Source organism: Mycobacterium marseillense, assembly GCF_010731675.1.
In the GTDB taxonomy this organism is placed as follows: Bacteria; Actinomycetota; Actinomycetes; order Mycobacteriales; family Mycobacteriaceae; genus Mycobacterium; species Mycobacterium marseillense.
The window spans coordinates 2,509,172-2,525,481 of the sequence record NZ_AP022584.1 but is presented as its reverse complement, the minus strand read 5'-3'; the positions used below and the strand labels follow the sequence as shown (position 1 = coordinate 2,525,481).

The 16,310-nt window shown below is 67.9% G+C and carries 15 protein-coding genes; 8 read left to right on the top strand and 7 right to left on the bottom strand.

Going from position 1 to position 16,310, the window contains the following annotated elements:
* Positions 1-42: 42 nt before the first annotated feature.
* Entirely contained in the window at positions 43-1,158 is a 1,116-nt protein-coding gene (locus G6N26_RS11435) for a hypothetical protein (RefSeq protein WP_067176828.1), read from the bottom strand.
* Complete coding sequence (locus G6N26_RS11430; protein ID WP_067176824.1) at positions 1,158-2,294, bottom strand: phosphotransferase family protein; 1,137 nt, start codon at positions 2,292-2,294, stop codon at positions 1,158-1,160. The genes G6N26_RS11435 and G6N26_RS11430 overlap by 1 nt, the downstream gene beginning before the upstream one ends.
* A 59-nt stretch (positions 2,295-2,353) precedes the next feature.
* Between G6N26_RS11430 and G6N26_RS11425 the strand changes: the two genes are divergently transcribed.
* Positions 2,354-2,956: a TetR/AcrR family transcriptional regulator gene (locus G6N26_RS11425; RefSeq protein WP_067176821.1), complete on the top strand. Its 603-nt coding sequence runs from the start codon at positions 2,354-2,356 to the stop codon at positions 2,954-2,956.
* The gene (locus G6N26_RS11420; RefSeq protein WP_067176816.1) at positions 2,953-3,825 is read left to right on the top strand and encodes an SDR family NAD(P)-dependent oxidoreductase; all 873 of its coding nucleotides are present in this window, start codon (positions 2,953-2,955) and stop codon (positions 3,823-3,825) included. The genes G6N26_RS11425 and G6N26_RS11420 overlap by 4 nt, the downstream gene beginning before the upstream one ends.
* Here the strand turns inward: G6N26_RS11420 and G6N26_RS11415 are convergent.
* Positions 3,822-5,219 (bottom strand): HNH endonuclease signature motif containing protein, encoded by a 1,398-nt coding sequence (locus G6N26_RS11415; RefSeq protein WP_067176842.1) that lies wholly within the window; start codon positions 5,217-5,219, stop codon positions 3,822-3,824. The genes G6N26_RS11420 and G6N26_RS11415 overlap by 4 nt on opposite strands.
* 186 nt (positions 5,220-5,405) lie before the next feature.
* Between G6N26_RS11415 and G6N26_RS11410 the strand changes: the two genes are divergently transcribed.
* Genes G6N26_RS11410 through G6N26_RS11390 form a run of 5 tightly spaced genes read left to right on the top strand, consistent with a single transcriptional unit; the run spans position 5,406 to position 9,539 of the window.
* Complete coding sequence (locus G6N26_RS11410) at positions 5,406-6,356, top strand: DUF4129 domain-containing protein (RefSeq protein ID WP_083019004.1); 951 nt, start codon at positions 5,406-5,408, stop codon at positions 6,354-6,356.
* Positions 6,353-6,835: a hypothetical protein gene (locus G6N26_RS11405; protein ID WP_067176809.1), complete on the top strand. Its 483-nt coding sequence runs from the start codon at positions 6,353-6,355 to the stop codon at positions 6,833-6,835. Before G6N26_RS11410 ends, G6N26_RS11405 begins: the two co-directional genes overlap by 4 nt.
* Before the next feature lie 19 nt (positions 6,836-6,854).
* Positions 6,855-7,823, top strand: a complete 969-nt coding sequence (locus tag G6N26_RS11400) for an AAA family ATPase (protein WP_067176806.1) — start codon at positions 6,855-6,857, stop codon at positions 7,821-7,823.
* Positions 7,820-9,082, top strand: a complete 1,263-nt coding sequence (locus G6N26_RS11395) for a DUF58 domain-containing protein (RefSeq protein ID WP_067176802.1) — start codon at positions 7,820-7,822, stop codon at positions 9,080-9,082. The genes G6N26_RS11400 and G6N26_RS11395 overlap by 4 nt, the downstream gene beginning before the upstream one ends.
* Positions 9,075-9,539, top strand: a complete 465-nt coding sequence (locus G6N26_RS11390) for a hypothetical protein (RefSeq protein ID WP_179960323.1) — start codon at positions 9,075-9,077, stop codon at positions 9,537-9,539. The genes G6N26_RS11395 and G6N26_RS11390 overlap by 8 nt, the downstream gene beginning before the upstream one ends.
* A 48-nt stretch (positions 9,540-9,587) precedes the next feature.
* On the opposite strand, the gene G6N26_RS11385 is transcribed toward G6N26_RS11390, so the two are convergent.
* Positions 9,588-10,418, bottom strand: a complete 831-nt coding sequence (locus G6N26_RS11385; protein WP_067176796.1) for a class I SAM-dependent methyltransferase — start codon at positions 10,416-10,418, stop codon at positions 9,588-9,590.
* Between the two features lie 78 nt (positions 10,419-10,496).
* On the opposite strand from G6N26_RS11385, the gene G6N26_RS11380 reads away from it, so the two are divergent.
* Positions 10,497-11,123: a TetR/AcrR family transcriptional regulator gene (locus G6N26_RS11380; protein ID WP_067176793.1), complete on the top strand. Its 627-nt coding sequence runs from the start codon at positions 10,497-10,499 to the stop codon at positions 11,121-11,123.
* A 110-nt stretch (positions 11,124-11,233) separates the two neighbouring features.
* Here G6N26_RS11380 and nuoN read toward each other — a convergent pair whose 3' ends face one another.
* Genes nuoN through nuoL form a run of 3 tightly spaced genes read right to left on the bottom strand, consistent with a single transcriptional unit; the run spans position 11,234 to position 16,310 of the window.
* Positions 11,234-12,823 carry an NADH-quinone oxidoreductase subunit NuoN gene (gene nuoN, locus G6N26_RS11375; protein ID WP_083019000.1) on the bottom strand — a complete coding sequence of 530 codons (1,590 nt, stop codon included), beginning with the start codon at positions 12,821-12,823 and terminating at the stop codon, positions 11,234-11,236.
* Positions 12,820-14,403, bottom strand: a complete 1,584-nt coding sequence (locus G6N26_RS11370) for an NADH-quinone oxidoreductase subunit M (protein WP_067176839.1) — start codon at positions 14,401-14,403, stop codon at positions 12,820-12,822. The genes nuoN and G6N26_RS11370 overlap by 4 nt, the downstream gene beginning before the upstream one ends.
* Before the next feature lie 5 nt (positions 14,404-14,408).
* Complete coding sequence (nuoL, locus tag G6N26_RS11365; RefSeq protein WP_067176788.1) at positions 14,409-16,310, bottom strand: NADH-quinone oxidoreductase subunit L; 1,902 nt, start codon at positions 16,308-16,310, stop codon at positions 14,409-14,411.

Below are 16,310 nucleotides of genomic sequence, written 5' to 3'. Positions count from 1 at the left end.
ATTTCTGCGATTCGCAGGGCGAAATTGTGAAGCGCGCACCGGTTACGGCGCGACGGTCAACCAGTCTTTGAATCCCGACGGGTCGTGCCGGCCCAGCGCGCCGTGCTCGTAGAGGCCCCAGCCCTCGACCGGTGGCTTGTCGCCGTCGCGGCACACCGCCCGGCCGACGTGGTCGATCACGCCGAACCCCGCGCGCGCGACGATCGCCGGATCGGTCATGTCGTAGGTCAGCCGCTCGGCGAACTTCTCGCCCTTCCACATGCCGTGGATCCAGTCGGAGTCGCCACCGTAGCCGCCGCCGACGTGGATGGGGACCGGCAGCTTGGACTCCACGTCGAAGTGCACGTCGGTGCCGTCGGGGGCGGTGGCCTCGATGGTCGCGGCGGTCGGGATGCGGGTGCCGGAGCGGTAGTGGATCTTGACCCGCGGCCAGCCCAGCTGCTCGACGCGGCCGTTGCGCCAGATCCGGGTGCAGTCGTTGAGCGAGCGGAACCCGTTGGGCTCCTCCTGGATGATCAGCACGATCGCGAAGTCGTCGAACGCCATCGGCACGTACAGCCACCACATGCCCTCGAAGGGCGGGTCGGCCGGCCGGCCGGCCGGCTCGGCCTCGCCGATCGGGCGGATACCCCAGGACCGGTCGCGGCTGCCCAGCCAGGTGTTGGGGTCGACGGTGATTTCCTCGCCGTCGATGACGATGTGCCCGCTCCAGCTGCCGAGCTGGGCAAAACGCTGGGCGTCCAGCGTGACCCGGTTGCCCGAACGCAGAATGTGCGGCTGCTCCTGGACGACGTCGAACAGCCCTTTCCAGGTGAGATCGGCTGCGATGCCTTCGGTTTCGTCGAGCACGATGCGCAGCTTGTGCAGCGGCTCGACGACTTCGACGCGGTAGCCGTTGACGTGCTGGTTGAGCCGATCCTGGTCGATGGCGTCCGAGACGTGGACGGCGGTCTGGGTGTCCCCGCGCCGCACGAGCAGGAACGCGTCCTTGACCCCGAGGTTGGGGTAGTAGCCGATGCCGCTGATCACAAAGATGTTCCCGGTGCGGTCGTGGGCGTTGAAGTAGGAGCGGTCGTAGAAGTTGCGGTCCGAGGAGCCCGGCCACGCGATCGGCTGGGGGATCTGATGTACCGGGTATTCGTCGAGCGGTCCGAGCATTACTGGTCCTCTCCGATCAGACGTTTCATCAACCCGGCGTGGTAGAACAGCGATTCGACGTCGTCGGGCTTTTCGGTTTCGCCGAAATGCACCCGCCGCGCGCCGGTGCGCATGAACACGCACGCCCACATCACGCCCGAGTACACGTAAAACCAGTGCAGGTCGCCGATTTCGACACCGGCCAGGCGTGCGTAGGTGGCGCGCACGTCGTCTTCGCGCATCACTTCCGGCAGCCCCGGCAGCGTGGCCAGGCCAGCGAGCTCTTGAAAGACCATGTGCGCGAAGATCATCCACGCAACGTCCAGCTCGCGGGGCCCCAGCGTCACCATTTCCCAGTCCAGCACCGCCACCGGCGCGAAGTCGTGGTACAGCACGTTGCCGACCCGCGCGTCGCCCCACAGCAGCACCGGTTCGGCGGCGGCCGTCTCGGCCGGCCAGTTGGCCTCCAGCCAGTCGAAGGTGCGTTCCAGGAGCGGCGATCGCCCGATGTCGGGCACCGCGAAGTCATACCAGGACCGCACCCAGTTGAAGTGCTTGCGCAGCGCGGTGTCGCCGGTCTGGCCCTCGGCGAGGAAGCCAAAGGTGTTCTGCGCGTCGGGAATCGAGTGCAATCGCGCCAGCACGCCGACGGTGGCGTCCTGGAGTTCGCGTTGCCGCTCGGCGGGCGCGTCGGCGAACCAGTTGCCGCCGAACGTGTAAGGCATGACGTCGGGCGGCACCTCCCCATCGACGTAATCCATCACGAAGAACGGTGTGCCCAGGACGTTGCCGGTGTTCTCCAGCCAGCGCACCCGGGGCACGGGCACGTCGGTGAGTTCGCCGACCTTGCGGATGACGTCGAATTGGTGGTCGAGCCGGTAGGTCGGGAAGACCTGCACGTCCGCGGCGGTGGGCGCCACCCGGGCCACGAGCTTCTGCTCGGTCGGCTGCCCGTCCTGCTGCCAGCGGGTGGTCAAGATGATGGTCTCCGACGACATGCCCGTCGAATCCACGCCGCTTTCCACGGTCACCTCGGGCTTTGCGCCGTCGGGCAGTACGGTAGAAAGCCAGCGCGACATCACCGTCGGCAACGTGGTGACGTCGCGGCTGGAGCGCTGCAGCCGGTCGACGTTGTCGACTGCCGGTTCAGTGGCCACGGGAGTGCCTCCATTCTTTGAGACTTTTTCGCGGCAATTACGATACGGTAGGTAGCGTTATGAAAGCAGACCCGTCCGGCCTTGACAAGGCCCCCGGCGCCGGACGCCCGCGCGATCCGCGTATCGACTCGGCCATTCTATCGGCGACCGCGGAACTGCTTGTCCAAACGGGCTATTCAAATATCAGTCTGGCCGCGGTGGCCGAGCGCGCCGGCACCACCAAGTCGGCGCTGTACCGGCGATGGTCGAGCAAGGCCGAGCTGGTGCACGAGGCCGCCTTCCCGGTCGCCCCCACCGCGCTGGAGGCGCCGGCCGGGGACATCGCCGCCGACATGCGGATGATGATCGAGGCCACCCGCGACGTGTTCACCACCCCGGTGGTGCGCGCCGCGCTGCCCGGCCTGGTCGCCGACATGACGGCCGATCCCGCGCTCAACGCGCGCGTGATGTCGCGGTTCGCGGACTTGTTCACCGCGGTGCGGCTGCGGCTGCGCGAGGCGGTTGACCGCGGCGAAGCCCATCCCGACGTGGATCCGGACCGCTTGATCGAGTTGATCGGGGGAGCGACGATGTTGCGGATGCTGCTGCGCCCGGAGGAAGAGCTCGACGACGCGTGGGTGGAACAGACCACGGCCATCGTCGTGCACGGAGTGCGGCGATGACGGGCCGGCTCGCCGGGCGCGCCGCGATCGTCACCGGCGCCAGCCGCGGCCTCGGCCGCGCGATCGCGTTGGCGCTGGCGGCCGAGGGCGCCGCGGTGGCGGTCGGCGGGCGCACCGAAGAGGTCTGGGACGACCGGCTGCCGGGAACGATCGGTGAGACGGTCGCCGACGTGGAGGCCGCGGGCGGACGCGCCGTCGCGGTGCGGGCCGATCTGACCGACCGCGAGGAGATCGCCGGGCTGGTGGACTCGGCGCGAGAGGCGTTGGGCCCCATCGCCATTCTGGTGAACAACGCGGCCTTCACCGCGCCCGGCCGCCCGCCGGTGCCCGGCGCCGAACCGCGCACCAAGCCCGCCAAGCCGCCGAGCGGCGGCGCCAAGCCGGGCTGGCCGGGATTCGTCAGCACGCCGTTGCACGCGTATCGCCGGCATTTCGATATCGCGGTGTTCGCGGCTTACGAGCTGATGCAGCTGGTGTGCCCCGACATGATCGAGGCGGGCGGCGGCTCGATCATCAACATCACCTCGGTCGCGTCGCGACTGCCCGGTGATGGTCCGTACGCCGACCGCAGCGGCGGTGTGCTGCCTGGTTACGGCGGATCCAAAGCCGCGCTCGAGCATCTCACCCAATGCGCGGCGTTCGATCTCACCGACCACAACATCGCGGTCAACGCGCTGTCGCCGTCCAAGCCGATCCTCACGCCGGGGCTTTCCTACTATGCCCGCAACTTCGACGACACCGCCTCGGCGGATGAATTCGCCCGCGCGGCAGTGGAATTGGCGCTTGTCGACCCCGGCAAGGTCACCGGACGCAGCATCGGGCACCTGCAGGTACTCGACGGCAGCTTCCGGCCTTTCGCGCTCGACTAGGCGGGTGCGGAATCGCCCTCGGGCGGGTCAGGATCGCCGCGGAGCAGCTCGTCGGGATGGTGCGCGTGATTGATGCCCGGCGGTCCGGCCCCGTCGCTCCAGCGGAGTCGCCCATTGCCGGCGACCGCGGTTCGCCATTCGCCCCGGCTCGCCGCGCGGTGGTCGGAGCCGCAGGCGAAAAACAGCTTGTCCGCGTCGGTCCGGCCGCCGTTCGCCCACTCGGGCGCATGATGGACCTCGCAGTGATAACCGGGTTCGAGGCAATTGGGCCGGGTGCATCCGCGGTCGCGCGCATAGCAGATGATCCGTTGATCTGCGGTCGCGATCCGTTTTTGGCGGCCCAAATACAACGGACGCCCGGTGTGCTCGTCGAACACGGCCAGATAGTGAATTGCCTTGGACGCCATGCGAAGCAGATCCGGCATGGGCAGGCGCGAGCCACCGCCGGTGTGCGCGGGTGTAGGCATCGGGACCGACGAGTCGACGGCGGCGTGCGCGGCCTGGTCGAGTTCGGCGAGCGTGGTGGTGGCGATCACCGTGACGGGATGACCGCGGTGCACGCCGAGTTGACCGGAGCCGATGGCCGATTCCAGGCCGATCTTGAGGGCGTCGTGGCAGCGCTGGGCCGGTGTGCGCTCATCGCGCGCCTCGGTATCGCCATCCGCACTATCGGGCTGATGGCGGCCGGGCCGCACGGCGGCCTCGACGGCTTCAAAGTAGGCACGGGTCTCGGGATCCAGCAGACCGGACAGTCGTGACATTCCGTCTGGGCCCTGAGGGCCGAGGTGCAGCCCACGGCGGCGGGCCCGGTCGACGTCGTTGAAAAGACCGTCCGGATTTAGGTAGTCGGCAATGCGCCGGCCCAGTTTGGTGACCACGGCTGCGTCCACTGTGGCCGCGTGTTGCACCAGCCTGCGCTCGGCGTCTGCCGCGTCGGCGGGGGAGACGCGGGAGGGCAACGTGTCGACAGCGGCGCACACGGCGCGGATGTGGTCCTCGCCGACCGTGCCGGCTGACACCGCCGCCGACAAGGCCGGGAACTCGGGTTCCAGCGGTAAACCGGTCAGGGAACGCCGCGGCTGAATACGGGCGGCGAGTTTGAAGCGGCGGGTGATCTCCTTGGGCGTGATACGAAGTCGCGCCCACAGCGTGGTGCGCACCGACGGCACCGACCCGGGGCCGTCCGGCCGGTCGGCGATCTCACCGAAGACCCGATACATCAGACCCCGGTTAGTGCGGTGCTGGATCTCCAGGCGTTCGGCGACCTCGACCCGAAAGGCGTTACCGACCACATCCGACGGGGTCCGGCGCAGCACGTCGTGGGCCGCGTCGATCGCGTCAAGCGCGGCGCCGATCCGCTCCTGCGCCTGCGCCGAGTTCCAGAAGGTGCCCATGCAGGCGACGGTATCGAATATATGTTCGATGGACATGACGGCGAGGGCAATCTGTGGATGAACCGCCGGCTGTGGATAAGCGACGGCGCCGGTCCTGGCCCTAGGGCCGGCTGACGTGCAAGTATGAGCAAAGCCAGTGCCGCAACGGCGGCAGGCAACCGGTTGAGTGGTGTGCCCATGCCTGGTATGGACAAGCCGACAGGGCGGGTCGTGGCCCTGATCGTTCTCCTGCTCGTGGTCGCGGCCGCCCTGCGCGGGTATCTCCCGGCCCAACACAACACGGCCCGGAGCGAGTCGGGGGGCCGGGCGGCGATGGTGTTCGTGGTCGCGATGCTGGCGGCGACGCTCACATTGGTCGCCATCGCGGTCGTCGCGCGGCTGCGAGATCCACGGGCGGCCGCGCCATCCGCCGGCGCACTGTCCGACATGCTCGGCACCGGAAGGGGTCGGCCGAGTTGGCGCGTGTTGCTGATCGCCCTCGCGGTGATCGTGGCCTGGCTGCTGGTCGTGATGTTGCTGGCCCGGCTCCTGGTGCCCCACGGCATCGGACCGGCTCCTTCACCGTCGGAGACCGGGGGCCCGCCGCCGTCGCCGCACGGGGGCTCGAGGCCACCGCAGCAGCCGCATCAGCACCGCGCGCGCGACGGCTCGCAGAACATGCTCGGCGTGCTGCTCGCCAGCACGGCCGCGATGTTGTTGATGGTCGTCGCGGGAACGGTCGCCACGGCGAGGCGACGGTGGCGCCCGATGGCACCCCGCAGGGCCGACGAGCCGGGCGAATCCCCGGCAACCGCCCCGCCTTCGCGGTCACTGGCCCGGGCGGCCGAACGTGGACTGGCCGAGATGACGGACCTCAGCCGCGAACCGCGCGAGGCGATCATCGCCTGCTACGCCGCGATGGAACGCGAACTCGCGCATGTTCCCGGCGCCGCCCCCCAGGACTTCGACACCCCGTCGGAGGTGTTGGCCCGCGCGGTCGAACACCATGTCCTGCATGCCGATAACGCCGTCGAACTGGTGAACCTGTTCACCGAGGCGCGGTTCAGCCCGCACGTGATGAACGAGGGCCACCGCGACGAGGCGGTGCGCGTGCTTCGATTGGTCCTCGACGAACTCCGATCGCGGAGCCCCGCATGAAAAAGACCACGGCCCTGGGGATTTTCCTCATCATCGGCATCGAGCTGCTGGCGCTGACGCAGCAGGACCGCCGACTCGTGCTGTCGGCCGCCGGCATCGGCCTGGCCCTGGTGCTGCTCAGCCTGCGGCGCACCCTGGGGCGCGGACTCGAGCCCGACACCGAGCCGGAGGGCGACGACCTCGGGGATTCGTTGCGCCGCTGGCTTTCCACCACCGAGACGACGATCCGGTGGTCGGAGGCCACCCGGGCTGACTGGGACCGGCATCTGCGGCCGATGCTGGCCCGTCGGTACGAAATCGCCACGGGCCAAAGGCAAGCCAAAGACCGCGCGGCGTTCCACGCGACCGGCCGAATGCTCTTCGGTGTCGAACTGTGGGACTGGGTGAACCCCAACAATGTCATGCGCAACGGTGACCGCCATCCGGGTCCGGGCCGGGCGGCGCTGGAAGAGATTCTGCGAAAGTTGGAGCAGGTATGACAGGGGGCGCGATCCAGACATGACGCTGCCGGCGGCAACCACGACCGCACACTGCGAGGCGATTCTCGACGAGATCGAACGCGTGGTGGTGGGGAAGCGCTCGGCGCTCAAGCTCATCCTCACCGCGGTTCTCGCGCGCGGCCACATCCTCATCGAGGATCTTCCCGGCCTCGGCAAGACGCTGATCGCCAGATCCTTTGCGGCCGCGCTGGGCCTGCAATTCACCCGCGTGCAGTTCACCCCCGATCTGCTGCCCGCGGACCTGCTCGGGTCGACGATCTACGACATGCAATCGGGCCGGTTCGCGTTCCGGCCCGGACCCATCTTCACCAACCTGTTGCTCGCCGACGAGATCAATCGCACGCCGCCGAAAACCCAGGCGGCGCTGCTGGAGGCGATGGCCGAACGACAGGTCAGCATCGACGGCGAAACACACCAACTGTCAAGGCCTTTCATCGTGTTGGCCACCGACAACCCGATCGAGTACGAGGGCACCTATCCGCTGCCCGAGGCGCAGCTCGATCGGTTCGCGATCCGGCTGGAACTGCGCTATCTCTCCGAACACGACGAGACCTCGATGTTGCGCCGCCGCCTCGAACGCGGTTCGGCCGAGCCGACGGTCAACCAGGTCGTCGACGCCCACGACCTGCTGGCGATGCGGGAATCGGTCGAGCAGGTGACCGTGCACGAAGACGTCCTGCACTACGTGGTCTCACTGGCAAACGCGACGCGGCACCATCCGCAGGTCGCGGTGGGCGCCAGCCCGCGCGCCGAACTCGATCTGGTCCAGCTCGCCCGCGCCCGCGCGCTGCTGCTCGGCCGCGACTACGTAATCCCCGAGGACGTCAAGGCGCTCGCCACCGCGGCGGTCGCGCACCGCATCACCCTGCGCCCGGAAATGTGGGTACGAAAGATCCAGGGCGCCGACGTCATCGGGGAGCTGTTGCACCGGTTGCCGGTGCCGCGAACCGGTGCGAGCCCGGCGTGACGCAGAGCCACGGGGTCGAGTTCCGCTGGCGCGCATCGTCATTGACTCGTGCGATCGCGACCTGCGCGGGCTTTGCGATGGCCGCTGCCGTCATCGGCGCGCGGTGGCAGCTGATCGCGTTCGCGGCGCCGCTGCTCGGCGTGCTGTGTTCGATCAGCTGGCAGCGGCCGGTGCCGGCGATTCGCGTGCACGGCGCGCCCGACGCGCAGCGATGCTTCGAAACCGAGCAGGCGCACCTGCGGGTGTGGATCACCGGGGAAGAACAGGGATTGTCGGCCGCCCGGCTCACGGTCCCCGACGTCGAGGGGATGGATCTCGAGATCCTCGATGCTGATGCGGGACAGGAGAAGACGGTCACGGCGACGGCGCAGCGCTGGGGACGGTACCCGATCGCGGCCCGCGTCGACGTCGTCGCGCGCGGTGGGCTGCTGACCGGCACCGCCGTCGTCGACGCCGCCGAGGTGATCGTGTTCCCACTGACGCCACCGCAGTCGACGCCCATCCCACAGACTGAGTTGCTCGACCGGCTGGGCGCCCATCTGACCCGGCACGTCGGTCCCGGCGTGGAATACGCCGACATTCGCCCCTACGTGCCCGGTGACCAACTGCGCGCGGTGAATTGGCCGGTGAGCGCGCGCCGCGGCCAACTGCACGTCACGGAGCGGTTGACCGACCGCGCGGCGGATGTGGTCGTGCTGATCGACGGGTACCGGCAGCCGGCCGGCCCGGCGACCGAGGCCACCGAACGGGTCGTCCGGGGCGCGGCGCAAGTGGTGCAAACCGCCTTGCGGCACGGTGACCGGGCCGGGATCGTCGCGCTCGGGGGTAACCGTCCGCGCTGGCTCGGCGCCGACATCGGGCAGCGGCAGTTCTATCGGGTGCTCGACACCGTGCTCGGAGCCGGCGAGCGATTCGAGCGCACCACCGGCACGCTGGCGCCGCGCGCGGCGGTCCCCGCCGGGGCCATCGTCATCGCGTTCTCCACATTGCTCGACACCGAATTCGCGCTCGCCCTCATCGATCTCCGCAAGCGGGGCCATGTCGTGTTGGCCGTCGACATCCTCGACAGTTCGCCCTTCGAAGACGAGCAGGATCCGTTGGTCGACCGGATGTGGGCGCTGCAGCGCTCTGCGATGTACCGCGACATGGCCACGATCGGGGTGGACATCGTGTCGTGGCGAGGCGACAGCGGTCTCGAACAGTCGATGGGTGTGCTGCCCGATCGCCGCCGCCGGGTGCGCGGGAGGCTTCGTGGATAGCGGCAACACGGGGGCGCTGGGGCGGCTCGGGGCGCCCGCGTTCGCGACCGGGTTCGGTCTGCTGATGGTGGGGTTGGCGGCCGGCGGCTCGCACGGGTTCGCCGTGGCCGCGTGGGTGGCGGCGCTCGTTGCGGTGGCGGTGGGGACGGTATTGCGTCCCGCCGCAACGGTTGCCGTGCTGTTGGCGGTCGTGACGGTGATGCTGTCGGATCCGCCGCTCGTGTTCGTCGCGCTGTCCGGATTGTGCGGGGCCGCATACCTGGTGTGCCGCCATGCGGCCGGCGTGGCCGCCCCGGTGGTGCTGAGCAGCTGGCCGACGGCCGTTGCCGCCGTGGGCTTTGCGTTCGCCGGACTGGTCGCAACGTCGTTTCCGTTGCAGTTGCCGTGGTTGCCGTTGGCCGCACCGCTGGGCGCGCTGGTGATCTATCTGTTGGCGATCCGGCCGTTCCTGGCCTGACCGCCGACGTCGGTCACAACGCAGGGGCACTGGAGCACTCCGAGGGTGCTAAAAGCTGAACCTCAGGATGCGCGCAGACCGTGCGGTCGACTTGCTCCAGCCCGCCATCCGTGTCGCGATTCGCAACCACGTCGGAAATAGTTCCACCTCTGGCACACTCGTCAGGCTGGTCTCCTCAACGAGCTTGAGTTTCGGGTTCCAACGTTCCGGCGTGTGGGCGTCGTTGTAACCCTCGAAAGCACGGAGCTGGTTTACCTTCTTGAACATCCGCTGCGGGAACAGCTTTGAAATCCACACACCAATGACCATCCGTCCGTAGTCATTGAACGCCAGCTGTCCGGTGCGGAAGTGGTCGGTGATCGCGCGCATCACCGCGATGATCTGCTCCTCGCTGAGGAAGGGGAACAATCCGTCGGCGACGACGATGGCGGGGCGGTTCGCCGGAATCGCCGATATCCACTCAGGGTCCGTCACGGAGATTCCGATGATGTGTTCGTGAGGTCCCGGTGGCATCACTTTGCCGCGCAGGGCCGCCAGCCCCGGCAGCTCGACGCTGTACCAGTCGACGGTCTCCGGCGGATCGACCCGGGCATACCCGTCGTCTAGCCCCGCGCCCAGATCGACCACTACGGCATCGGCGTATTGGGCAATGAACGCACGCACCCGGTCGTCGAGAAGTTTTGCGCGCAGGGATGTTTGACAAACCACGGGCGTGACGATCCCCAGGCTGTCGAAGTCGTAGTCGATCTTTGTCAGCGCATCGACGGCGCCTGGGTCGGGAAGGATGGGGCGGGCCCAGCCGTTGTTGATCGCACGGGCCTTCAGAGTCAAAAATGCGGTCTCTTCCTCCGCGGTGATGGCGCTGGTGTCGATGCCCATATCCCTGCCTCCCTGAACTTCGCTTGTTCTCGACTATACGACTGTGTAGTTTATTGTCCAGTCGTGTAGTCTGTGGCGATGGCGACAGTGGACCCCGACGATCTCACTGCCCGTGCCCGTATCAGGGATTCAGCGCTGCGCGAATTCGGCGAAAAGGGATACGAAAGGGCGACTATCCGCAGCATCGCCGCGGCGGCAGGCGTGTCGTCGGGGCTGCTGCGCCACCACTTCGGCTCTAAGCAGGAGCTTCGTCAAGCATGCGACAGTTACCTCGTCAAAACCATGCGCGACCTGAACGCCCAGGTACAAGAAAACGTCAAACGTGGTGACGTGCAGTACGTTTCGGCCCGTATTCCGCTGGGGCAATACCAAGACTACATCACCCGCGCCCTGGTCGAGGGCGGCGCCGGTGAGCTATTCGACGCACTGGTGTCGATGACCGAGGGATGGCTTGCCTCGGCCGATGAACATCGTGTGGAGCCCGCCGATATCGACGCCAAGTCGCGTGCCACACTCATCACGGCAATGGCGCTCGCGGTGCCGTTGCTCCACGATCACATATCGCGCGGTTTAGGCGTGGACATCAACACCGCGGAGGGCGATCTGCGGGTCGCGGCCAGCTTGGTCGACATCTATTCCAATCCGCTGTTGACGCCCGAGCAGGCTCAGTCTGCGCGCGACGACCTCTCGCGCAGAACTGAGTAGCACGCGGACACTGCCAACGATCCCCACAGTGTTCGAGTCCAACTGGTCGAGGATCGGCACATGTAGCCGTCAGTGAGAAACCCGCAGTGCTAGGTGTTCGGCCAGCTGAATCAGTGCAGCAGGTGCGCGGCCTGGTCGGCCAGGTCGAGCAGCGGCTGCGGGAAGATGCCCAACGCCACGGTGACCGCGGCGCACACCGCGATCGCGGCCTTGCTCAGGATTCCCGGCGCCACCACATGCGGGGTGTCCTCGGTCGCCTCGGTGAAGAACATCGACACGATCACCCGCACGTAGAAGTAGGCGGCGACACCACTGGCGACCACACCGACGATCACCAGCGGCGCGGCGCCCCCCTGGGCGGCGGCCTTGAACACGGCGAGCTTACTGACGAATCCACTGGTCAGCGGGATACCGGCGAAAGCCAGCAAGAACATCGAAAACATCACGCCCACAATGGGTGAACGCTGTCCCAGCCCCGCCCAGTGCGACAGCGCGGCGTCCTCAACGCCGTCGCCGTCGCGGATCAGGCCCACGATGGCGAACGCGCCCACGGTGCTGAAGCTGTAGGCGAGCAGATAGAACAGCGTGGAGGACAGCCCGGTGTGGTTGTCGGCGATGACGCCGGTGAGGATGAATCCGACATGGGCGACCGAGGAGTAGGCCAGCATCCGCTTGACGTCGGTCTGGTTCACCGCGGTGATGGTTCCCACCACCATGGTCAGGATGGAGATCGTCCACAGCACCGGCCGCCACTGGTCGTGCAGCGGCGGCAGCGCCACGTAGATCACCCGCAGCAGCGCGCCGAACGCCGCGACCTTGGTGGCCGCCGCCATGAACCCGGTGATGGGGGTGGGGGCGCCCTGGTACACGTCGGGGATCCACGAGTGGAACGGGACGGCGCCGACCTTGAACAGCAGGCCGACCGACAGCAGCGCGACACCGACGAGCGCCAGCGAGCTGTCGCCGCGCGCGGTCAGCGCGTCGCGGATGCCGGTCAGCAGCAGCGTGCCGGTCGCGCCGTACAGCAGCGCCACACCGTAGAGGAAGAACGCCGACGAAAACGCGCCCAGCAGAAAGTACTTCATGGCCGCTTCCTGTGACAGCAGGCGGCGATGCCGGGCCAGGCCGCACATCAGGTACAGCGGCAGGGACAGCACTTCCAGCGCGACGAACATGGTCAGCAGGTCGTTGGACGCGGGAAAGACCATCATGCCGCCGACCGACAGCATCGCCAGCGGGAAGAGCTCCGTCTGGGCGGCCCCCGCCCGCTCGGCCTCACGCTCGGCGTCGCTGTCGGGCACGGCCGATGCCTGCGGGGTGAACGAGTCCAGGCCCCCCGTGGCGCCGGATCCCGTTGCGACGGAAACCTTGTTCTCGGTTTTGGTTTGGGTGCGTTCGGCGATGAAGATGACCGCCATCACCGCGACCAGTAGCACGGTGCCCTGCAGGTACAGCGTCGGCCGGTCGATGGCCATGGCGCCCAGGACGGCGGCGCGCCCGGAGCTCTTGAGCGAGCGGCTCACGGCGATGACGGCGACGAACGCCGCGATGAGCCCGCCGAGGGCAAGTGTCACCTGGCCGCTGTAGCGGATGCGCCGGGGCAGGAACGCCTCGGCGAGGACACCCACCACGGCGATCCCGAACACGATGAGCGTCGGGGACAGCAGGAAGTACTGGATGCTGGGGGTGGGGAGGGTCATCGCGGTCCTTCAGCGGTCCGGGCTGCTTCGGCTGGCCTGGGATTGCCTACCGGCACAGTCGGTTTGGGGTCCTGCTGGCCGATGGTGGTCATGGTGTTCTCGACGGCCGGATTGATGATGTCGAGGACGGGCTTGGGGTAGATGCCGAGCACGAGCAGCAGCGCGATCAACGGGGCGACGACGATCAACTCGCGCGCCCGCAGGTCGCCGATCTTCTCGTTGCCGGTGGCCACCGGGCCGGTCATCACGCGCTGGTAGAGCCACAACATGTACACCGCCGACAGCACCAGCGCGGTGACGCCGAATCCGGCGGCCAGCCAGTACCGGTTGAAAGTCCCCAGCAAGACCAGGAATTCGCTGATGAACGGGGCCAGGCCGGGCAGCGACAGGGTGGCCATGGCCGAGACCAGGAAGGTGCCCGCCAAGACGGGCGCCACCTTCTGCACGCCGCCGTAGTCGGCGATCGCCCGGCTGCCGTGCCGCGAGATCAGGAACCCGGCAATCAGGAACACCGCCGCCGTGGACAGCCCGTGGTTGAGCATGTACAGCGTGGAGCCGCTCTGGCCCTGGCTGGTCATCACGAAGATGCCCAGGATGATGAACCCGAAGTGCGAGATCGAGGTGTAGGCGATCAGCCGCATGATGTCCGTCTGGCCGATGGCGACGATCGCCCCGTAGACCACCCCGATGACCGCCAGCACGATGATCAACGGACGGAAATACGTTGAGGCGTCGGGGAACAGCTGCAGGCAGTAGCGCAACATGCCGAAAGTGCCGACCTTGTCCATCACGGCCATCATCAGCACCGCGGTCGCAGGTGTGGACTCCACCGCGGCGTCGGGCAGCCAGCGGTGGAACGGCCACAGGGGGGCCTTGATCGCGAACGCGAACATGAAACCCAGGAACAGCGCCTTGAACACCGCGGAGTCCGCGCCGTAGCGCCCGGAGGCGACACCGGCGACGATTTCGCGGAAGTCGAACGTGCCCGACCCGTGCTGCGAGGTCACCACGTACAGCCCGATCACCGCGGCCAGCATGATCAGCCCGCCGAACAGGTTGTACAGCAAGAACTTCACGGCCGCGCGTGAGCGGCCCGGGCCCCCGCCGAAGCCGCCGATCAGGAAGTACATCGGGATGAGCATGGCTTCGAAGAACACGTAGAACAGCAGCACGTCCAGCGCGATCACCGAGATCAGCACCATGGATTCGATGGCCAGGGTCAGGGCGATGTAGGCGTGGACACCGCGCGTGCGCTCGCCGCCATCGTTCCAGCCGGCGATCTGCAGCACCGGGATCAGCACCGCGGTCAGCAACACCAGCACCACCGCTATGCCGTCCACGCCCAGGGTGTAGCCGGCGCCGAAAGCCGGGATCCACTGGTGCTTTTCGACGAACTGGTAGGGGGCGCCGCCGGTCTTGAACCCGAGGGTGACGACGATCGCGACCGCCAGGGTCAGGACGCCGAACACCAAACCCGTCCACTTGGCGAGCTGCCGCAGCCCGGGCGGCAGCAGGATGATCAGCACCGCGCCGGCCAGCGGGACCAGCCATAGCACGCTGAGCCACGGAACCGAGGTCATCGAGGTCACCACAGTTTCACCGCCAGGATCATCGCGACGACCAGCACCGCGCCCGTCAGCATCGACAATGCGTAGTTGCGGGCGAAGCCGGTTTGCAGCCCCCGCAAGCGATTCGACGTCCGGCTCACCAGCGCCGCCAGGGCGTTGACCGAGCCGTCGACGCCCGCGTTGTCGACGTCGACAAGCGCGTGGGTCAGTTGCGCACCGGGGCGCATGAACACCTCCTCGTTGAAGGCATCGCCGTAGAAGTCGTTGCGGACGGCCGTCGTCAGGGCGGAGACCGACAGCGGGGCCACCCGCGGGATGGGCGCGGTGGCGTAAAGCCGGTAGGCCACCGCGATCCCGACGGCGACGACGCCCAGCGCCAGGGCGCTGCTGACCCAGACCGGGAAGGCGTGGGTCACCTCTTCGTGTTTCCCGACGACCGGTTCGAGCCAGCGCGCCAGGGTGCCGCCGACCGCCAGCAGGCCGCCGGAGAACACCGAGCCGACCGCCAGCAGGATCATGGGCCACGTCATCAGGGCGGGCGCCTCGTGCGGGTGGGCTCCCGGTGCCCAGCGCTTCTTGCCGAAGAAGGTCATCAGCATCACGCGGGTCATGTAGAACGCGGTGACGCCCGCGCCCAGCAGCGCCGCCCCGCCCAGCACGTAGCCCCGGACACCCCCGGCGGCCAGCGCCGCCTCGATGATGGCGTCCTTGGAGAAGTAACCGGCGAAGGGCGGCACGCCGATGATCGCCAGGTAGCCCAGGCCGAACGTGGCGAAGGTGATGGGCAGCGCCGCGCGCAGGCCGCCGTAGCGGCGCATGTCCTGCTCTTCGTCCATCGCGTGGATCACCGCGCCGGAGCCCAAAAACAGCCCGGCCTTGAAGAAGCCGTGGGTGAGCAGATGCATGATCGCGAACGCGTAGCCGGCCGGCCCCAGTCCGGCGGCCAGCACCATGTACCCGATCTGGCTCATCGTCGATGCCGCCAGCGCCCGCTTGATGTCGTCCTTGGCGCAGCCGATGAAGGCCCCGAGCAGCAACGTGACCGCGCCCACGATGACCACCGCCAGCTGCGCGTCGGGCGACAGGTTGTACAGCGGGTTGGACCGCACGATCAGATACACCCCGGCGGTCACCATGGTGGCGGCGTGGATCAACGCCGACACCGGGGTGGGGCCCTCCATGGCGTCACCGAGCCAGGCCTGCAGCGGCACCTGTGCGGACTTGGCGCAGGCGCCCAGCAGTAGCAGCAGTCCCATCGCGGTCAGGGCGCCCCGCCCGGCGGCCGGCGCCCCGGCGAACACCCCGGCATACGACAGGGTGCCAAAAGTGCTGAACATCAAGAACATTCCCAGCGCCAGCCCGGCGTCGCCGACCCGGTTCATCACGAACGCCTTCTTGGCCGCCGTGGCCGCCGTCGGCTTGTGATACCAGAACCCGATCAGCAGGTAGGACGCCAGACCCACCCCTTCCCAGCCGACGTAGAGCACCACGTAGTTGTCGGCGACCACGAGCAGCAGCATCGAGGCGAGGAACAGGTTGAGATAGCCGAAAAACCGCCGGCGGTCGGGGTCCTCGGCCATGTAGGCGACCGAATAGATGTGGATCAGCGAGCCGACCCCGGAGATCAGCAACACGAAACACACCGACAGCTGGTCGATCTGGATCCCCAGGTCGACCTGGAGCTGGCTGACCGGGATCCAGCTGAACACCTTCTGGTGGATGACGCGGTCGTCGGCGGGGCGGCCGAGCAGCTCGCCCAGCAGGCTCAGGCCCAGGGCGAACGCCGCGAGGGCGGTGGCGCAACCCAGCCAATGCCCCCAGCGGTCGGTGCGCCGCCCGCCGAACAGCAGGATGGTGGCGCCCGCCAAGGGCAGCGCGACCAGCAACCAGCTGTATTGAGTCCCAAGAAGATTCGTCAC

Excerpts from the sequence above, each read along its gene's own strand:
- G6N26_RS11435 (WP_067176828.1), bottom strand. The coding sequence starts at position 1,158 with ATGCTCGGACCGCTCGACGAATACCCGGTACATCAGATCCCCCAGCCG.
- G6N26_RS11425 (WP_067176821.1), top strand. The coding sequence starts at position 2,354 with ATGAAAGCAGACCCGTCCGGCCTTGACAAGGCCCCCGGCGCCGGACGC.
- G6N26_RS11420 (WP_067176816.1), top strand. The coding sequence starts at position 2,953 with ATGACGGGCCGGCTCGCCGGGCGCGCCGCGATCGTCACCGGCGCCAGC.
- G6N26_RS11415 (WP_067176842.1), bottom strand. The coding sequence starts at position 5,219 with ATGGGCACCTTCTGGAACTCGGCGCAGGCGCAGGAGCGGATCGGCGCC.
- G6N26_RS11410 (WP_083019004.1), top strand. The coding sequence starts at position 5,406 with ATGGACAAGCCGACAGGGCGGGTCGTGGCCCTGATCGTTCTCCTGCTC.
- G6N26_RS11405 (WP_067176809.1), top strand. The coding sequence starts at position 6,353 with ATGAAAAAGACCACGGCCCTGGGGATTTTCCTCATCATCGGCATCGAG.
- G6N26_RS11400 (WP_067176806.1), top strand. The coding sequence starts at position 6,855 with ATGACGCTGCCGGCGGCAACCACGACCGCACACTGCGAGGCGATTCTC.
- G6N26_RS11385 (WP_067176796.1), bottom strand. The coding sequence starts at position 10,418 with ATGGGCATCGACACCAGCGCCATCACCGCGGAGGAAGAGACCGCATTT.
- G6N26_RS11380 (WP_067176793.1), top strand. The coding sequence starts at position 10,497 with ATGGCGACAGTGGACCCCGACGATCTCACTGCCCGTGCCCGTATCAGG.
- nuoN (WP_083019000.1), bottom strand. The coding sequence starts at position 12,823 with ATGACCCTCCCCACCCCCAGCATCCAGTACTTCCTGCTGTCCCCGACG.
- G6N26_RS11370 (WP_067176839.1), bottom strand. The coding sequence starts at position 14,403 with ATGACCTCGGTTCCGTGGCTCAGCGTGCTATGGCTGGTCCCGCTGGCC.